This is a genomic window from Stenotrophomonas sp. 05L44_2 (genome assembly GCF_056665995.1).
Window position 1 is genome coordinate 1 of sequence record NZ_JBFTNR010000234.1, and the last position, 5393, is coordinate 5393.

Here is a 5393-nt window from a genome sequence, read left to right on the forward strand (position 1 = left end):
GTTTTGGGTACTGCGCACCGGCCGGGGCCGGCGTAATTGGCCATGATAGCCGATAAAGCAGGGCTGGCGCTAGACCTTGCCCTTTCCCGCCGGGACCTGGCGGGCCAGGGCCAGCAGCTTGCGGTCGGCCTTGCCCAGCGCCTGTTCATCCAGCAGGTCCGGGCGCCGCTGTGCGGTACGGATCAACGACTGCTGCCGGCGCCAGGCGGCGATGGCGGCATGGTTGCCCGAGCGCAGCACGTCCGGCACGTCCCCCAGCGGATGCTGGGCCGGCTGGCTGTAATGCGGGCAGTCGAGCAGGCCGAGGTCGCCCTCGAAACTGTCCTGCGCCGCGGATTCGGCGTCATTCAAGGCGCCTTCCTGCAGCCGGGCCACCGCGTCGATGATGACCGCCGCCCCCAGCTCGCCGCCGGACAGCACATAGTCGCCGAGGGAAATCTCCTCATCGACATTGGCGGCCAGGAAACGCTCGTCGATGCCTTCATAGCGGCCGCAGAGCAGGACCATGCGCGGCAATGCCGCCAGTTCCCGCACCTTGGCCTGGGTCAACGGCGCGCCCTGCGGGCTGAGATGGATCACCCGCGCAGGCGTCGGATCGGCCTCACGGATCGCCTGCAGGCAGGCCTGCAGCGGTTCGATCAGCATCACCATGCCCGGGCCACCGCCGAACGGACGATCGTCCACCCGGCGGTAGTTGCCCTCGGCGTAGTCACGGGGATTCCAGCCATGCAGGCTGAACAATCCCTTTTCCTGCGCACGGCCGACCACGCCCAGCCCAGCGGACTGGGCGAGGAAATCGGGGAACAGGGTGATGACGTCGAAACGCATGCTCACACTCAGAACTCGGGGTCCCAGTCGACCACGACCAGATTGGCCTCGAAGTCGACGGATTTGACGAACTCCGGCACGACGAACGGAATCATCCGCTCGCGATCACCGCGTACGACCACCACATCGTTGGCGCCGGTACTGAACAGGTGCGAGACCTGGCCGAGGGCAACGCCTTCGACGGTCTTCACATCCAGGCCTTCCAGATCGACCCAGTAATACTCGTCGGCATTCGGCGGCGGCAGCGCACTTCGGGCCACGAAGACCTCGGTGCCATGCATCGCCTCGACCGTGTCGCGATCCTCGATGCCCGGGAAACGGGCCACCAGATGCTTGCCGGTATCCCGGCCACGGGCGCCTTCAAGCGTCGATTCCTGCCCGTTGGGGCTGCGCAGGATCCACGGTTGGTAACGGAAAATAGCGGAACGCGGCTCGGTCCAGGACTCGAGCTTTATTTCGCCGCGCACACCAAAAGCGCCGACAATCCTGCCAAGCAGGATGCGGCGCTCGTTATCTTTCATCTGCGTTCAATCAGATGGGCCGCACCAGGGTGCGGCCCGTCAGGATCAGGCCGCAGCGGCCTGGGACTTGCTCGCTTCCTTGATCAGGTTGCGAACTTTCTCGGTCGGCTGGGCGCCGTTCTTGACCCAATGGTCAACGCGGGCCAGGTCCAGCTCGATGCGCTTCTCGCCGCCCTGTGCAACCGGGTTGTAGAAGCCAACGCGCTCGATGTTGCGGCCGTCGCGGGCGCTGCGGACGTCGGTGACGATGATGTGGTAGAACGGACGCTTCTTGGCGCCGCCGCGGGTCAGTCGAATCTTGACCATGGTGGTTTTTTCCTATTGCCCAGTCGCCAGGATGGCGCGGTAAGCGGGCGATTATAGCGGCAGAGTCCGGCCGAGCCAACCCCGGGCGTCTACCCCGGGGTCAGATCCCTTTTACCGAGCAAAAGGGTTCTGACTCCAACGGTTCCATTCAGGAAAGCGACTGCCAGGGCACCCGGGCCAACACCGCCCTGCCCTGTTCGGCCAGGGCCTGCGAACCCGGCAGCGCCTGACCATTGATGGCATCCAGCGCCCACACCCCACTGGCGTTGCAGGCGAAGGCGGCCTGCATGCCGGCCAGCTCATCCAGCCGCAACGGCCGGCCCTCCTGTGGGCCCACCCAGCCCGCCTGCAGCAGCGCTTCAGCGGTTCCCCGCAGCGCAGGCGCCTGTGGCCAGATCAGGTGTTCGCCGTCATGCACGGCCAGGTTCCAGGTGGTTCCCTCGCTGATCTGCCCGTCGCCAGTGACGAACAGCGCATCGTCGAAACCCGCTGCCAACGCGGCACGGCGCTGGGCGAACAGTCCAAACGTACCGACATGCTTGATCTGCGGCAGCTCTCGCTGCCATGTCGCGCTGCGTACGCGTTTCGGCGCGGTCAACGCGACCGGCGCGGAGACGGCAACCAGTACATCCACCGGCACGCTTGCCAGAGGCGCGCGGAAATCGAAACGGCGCGAGAACACGGTGACCCGCATCGATGCGTCGACCTGGCCGGCCTGTTGCAGCGCCTGCGCCATCCACACCTGCACCTGCGCGATATCGAGCCCGCTGCCGAACAGTTCCTGCGTTGCCCGCGCCAGCCGCTGCAGATGCAGATCAAGCCCCTGCACCGCGTTGCCGCGCACCTGCAACGAGGTGAAGTGGCCGTAGTTGGTCAGCGCCGGCAGCAGGTCTTCGGCCCGCGCCGTTGCGCCGTTGCAGGTCACCGTCATCGCAGCAGCGCCTGTGCCTGTTCCCACATGCCACGCAGCACGTCGGCGGCCGGCGCTGCCGGTGCCATCCATGCCGACTGCCCGGCCCAGGCCTGCATCGCAGCAAGCCGGTTTTCCTGCGTGGCCTGCTTGCGCATCGGTCCAGTCAGGCCACGCTGCACAGGGTACGGGCGCGGCGCGGGTGCGCCCTCGGCAGCAGCTGCACGCACGTAGGCAGTCGCCAGGCCGCGGCCCAGGCGCCCACTGAACGCGCGCGTCGGCCAGGTGTCTTCGGGTTCGCTGCGGGCCAACGCATCGGCCCATGCCGGCGCCACCGCTGCTTCGGGTGTGCGCAGGAAGGCCGTGCCGATCTGCACGGCGCTGGCCCCGAGCATCAGGGCAGCAGCAATGCCGCGACCGTCGCCGATTCCGCCCGCAGCGATCACCGGAATACTCAGGTTGTCCGCCAGCCGCGGCAGCAGTGCGAACAGGCCGACCAGCTGCTGCTCTGCACGCATCGGATCGAAGGCGCCGCGATGGCCGCCGGCTTCGGCGCCCTGCGCGACCACCGCGTCAGCACCCGCGTCCTGCGCAGCACGCGCTTCGGCCAGCGTCGTAGCGCAGGCGATCCAGGCGATGCCCGTATCCTTCAACTGCTGCACGTGACGCGGCGACAGCACGCCCATGATGGTCGAGGCCACCGCCGGCCGTGCCGCCAGCAGCGCACTGAACTGCTCCTCGAAATCGGCAGGCGTGGCATCCGCTGCGCTGGCCGCAACCTCCGGCCCCCACTGGCCCAGGAACGCACGCGTGGCGGCCTCGGCGGCCACATCGCGCACCGGCGCGGGATCGGGCAACCACAGGTTCACCTGCGCCGGCCCGCTGGACGCTGCACGGAAGTCCTGCATCCAGCGACCGATATCCGCCGCCGGCGACAACACGGCCCCCATCGCGCCCATGCTGCCSGCGTTGGCCAGCGCGGCGGAAAGCGGAACCGGACAGGCACCGGCCATCGGTGCCAGCAGGATCGGCAGCTGCAATGAAAAACGCCGACAGAAATCGTCGGCGCGTTCGAGAATCGGCGAAAGGCTCACGCGACGCACCTGTGGGAGGAGTCGCTGCCAGCATACGCCAGACACTGTGGACGGGAGCGTCGCCGCGGGCGATCCGCTCCCGCCTGGCTCAGCGTGCAGACACCGCGTAGGTGCGGACCAGCTGGCTGTCCATTTCTTCGTTGAACTTGAACGTCACGTAGCGCGCGTCATCAGCGGCGAACTCTTCCTCGGCGCTGGCGCGACCGATCTCGGTGCCCTCGGCATCCAGCGCACGCGCCACCAGCTTGCCCTTGAAGGCCTTGTCCGCCACCACGTACACCGCCGCGTCCTTGGAGCCCATGCCACGGCTCTTGCCGAGGGTGACGGTGAGGCCCTGCGCGGCCAGGCCCGGATCGGCCTGCAGCGTCACGTTCATGCGCTTGTCCACGCCCTCGCCCAGCCCGGCGACGAAATCGGCAGCGGTACCACTGATGGCACTACCGGCCTTCTGCGACACGGAGGTGTCGTCCTTGCAGGCAACCAGGCCCAGGGCCAGCGCCATCACCACGATCGACTTGTTCATGCACATTCCTTTGATTGATTCCGCGGGTTGTTCAAGCGTTCGATACAGCGCGCGCTCAGCGGAACGGCATGCCACGGCCGCCCATGGCGCCCATCATGCCCTTCATGCTGCGCATCATGCCCTTCATGCCGCCACCGGCCATCTTGCTCATCATCTTTTCCATCTGCATGTACTGCTTCATGAGCTTGTTGACGTCGGCCGGGGTCACGCCCGAGCCCTTGGCGATGCGGGCGCGACGCGAGCCATTGAGCAGGTTCGGGTTGCGCCGTTCCTTCTTGGTCATCGAGCCGATGATGGCGATCATGCGCGGCACTTCCTTGCCCTGGCTGACCTGCTGCTTGAGGTGCTCGGGAATCTGGCCCAGGCCCGGCAGCTTGTCCATCAGGCCGCCGATACCGCCCATGTTCTGCATCTGCTCGAGCTGGTCGCGCATGTCGTTCAGATCGAACTTCTTGCCCTTGGCGACCTTCTCGGCCAGCTTCTGCGCCTTGTCCTTGTCGACCTGCTGCTCGACCTGCTCGACCAGCGACAACACGTCGCCCATGTCGAGGATGCGGCTGGCGATACGGTCCGGGTGGAACACGTCCAGGCCTTCCGGCTTTTCGCTGACACCGAYGAACTTGATCGGCTTGCCRGTGATGTAGCGCACGCTCAGCGCGGCGCCGCCACGGGCGTCACCGTCRRYCTTGGTCAGGACAACGCCGGTCAGCGGCAACGCATCACCGAAGGCCTTGGCSGTRTTGGCSGCGTCCTGGCCGGTCATGGCATCGACCACGAACAGCGTTTCRRCCGGGTTGAYCGCRGCGTGCAGGGCCTTGATCTCGSCCATCATCKCTTCGTCGATGGCCAGGCGGCCGGCGGTATCGACCAGCAGCACGTCGACGAACGACTTGCGCGCGTCATCGATGGCGGCGCGGACGATGGCCTCCGGCTTCTGCTCGGCGCTGGACGGGAAGAACAGCACGCCCACCTGGTCGGCCAGCGTCTTCAGCTGCTCGATCGCCGCCGGACGGTAGACGTCGGCCGAGACCACCATCACCTTCTTCTTGCGCTTTTCCTTCAGGTGCTTGGCCAGCTTGCCGACCGTGGTGGTCTTGCCGGCGCCCTGCAGGCCCGCCATCAGGATGATGGCCGGCGCGGGAACGTTGAGGTTCAGGTCGCTGGCTTCGGCGCCCATCACCGCGGTCAGCTCGTCGCGCACGACCTTGATC

At 66.9% G+C, this 5393-nt stretch carries 7 protein-coding genes; all 7 read right to left on the minus strand.

The genetic code is table 11. The features are described 5' to 3' along the window. Positions 1-69: 69 nt before the first annotated feature. A complete protein-coding gene (gene trmD / locus AC1VAN_RS09955; protein ID WP_032976069.1) occupies positions 70-828 on the minus strand; it encodes a tRNA (guanosine(37)-N1)-methyltransferase TrmD in 759 nt (252 codons plus the stop codon). Positions 829-836: 8 nt separating this feature from the next. Further along, on the minus strand, positions 837-1349 hold the full coding sequence (gene rimM, locus AC1VAN_RS09960; protein ID WP_025873820.1) for a ribosome maturation factor RimM: 513 nt from the start codon (positions 1347-1349) through the stop codon (positions 837-839). A gap of 45 nt (positions 1350-1394) precedes the next feature. Continuing rightward, positions 1395-1655, minus strand: coding sequence for a 30S ribosomal protein S16 (gene rpsP / locus AC1VAN_RS09965; protein ID WP_025873821.1), 261 nt, complete (start codon positions 1653-1655; stop codon positions 1395-1397). Positions 1656-1803: 148 nt separating this feature from the next. Continuing rightward, a complete protein-coding gene (locus tag AC1VAN_RS09970) occupies positions 1804-2586 on the minus strand; it encodes an aminotransferase class IV family protein (protein WP_442251354.1) in 783 nt (260 codons plus the stop codon). Further along, positions 2583-3659, minus strand: a complete 1077-nt coding sequence (locus AC1VAN_RS09975; protein WP_442251353.1) for an NAD(P)H-dependent flavin oxidoreductase — start codon at positions 3657-3659, stop codon at positions 2583-2585. The genes AC1VAN_RS09970 and AC1VAN_RS09975 overlap by 4 nt, the downstream gene beginning before the upstream one ends. Positions 3660-3747: 88 nt before the next feature. Further along, on the minus strand, positions 3748-4182 hold the full coding sequence (locus tag AC1VAN_RS09980; protein ID WP_025873823.1) for a hypothetical protein: 435 nt from the start codon (positions 4180-4182) through the stop codon (positions 3748-3750). Between the two features lie 55 nt (positions 4183-4237). After that, positions 4238-5393: signal recognition particle protein (ffh, locus tag AC1VAN_RS09985; protein WP_480985731.1), on the minus strand; the 1156-nt coding region annotated here is incomplete at its 5' end.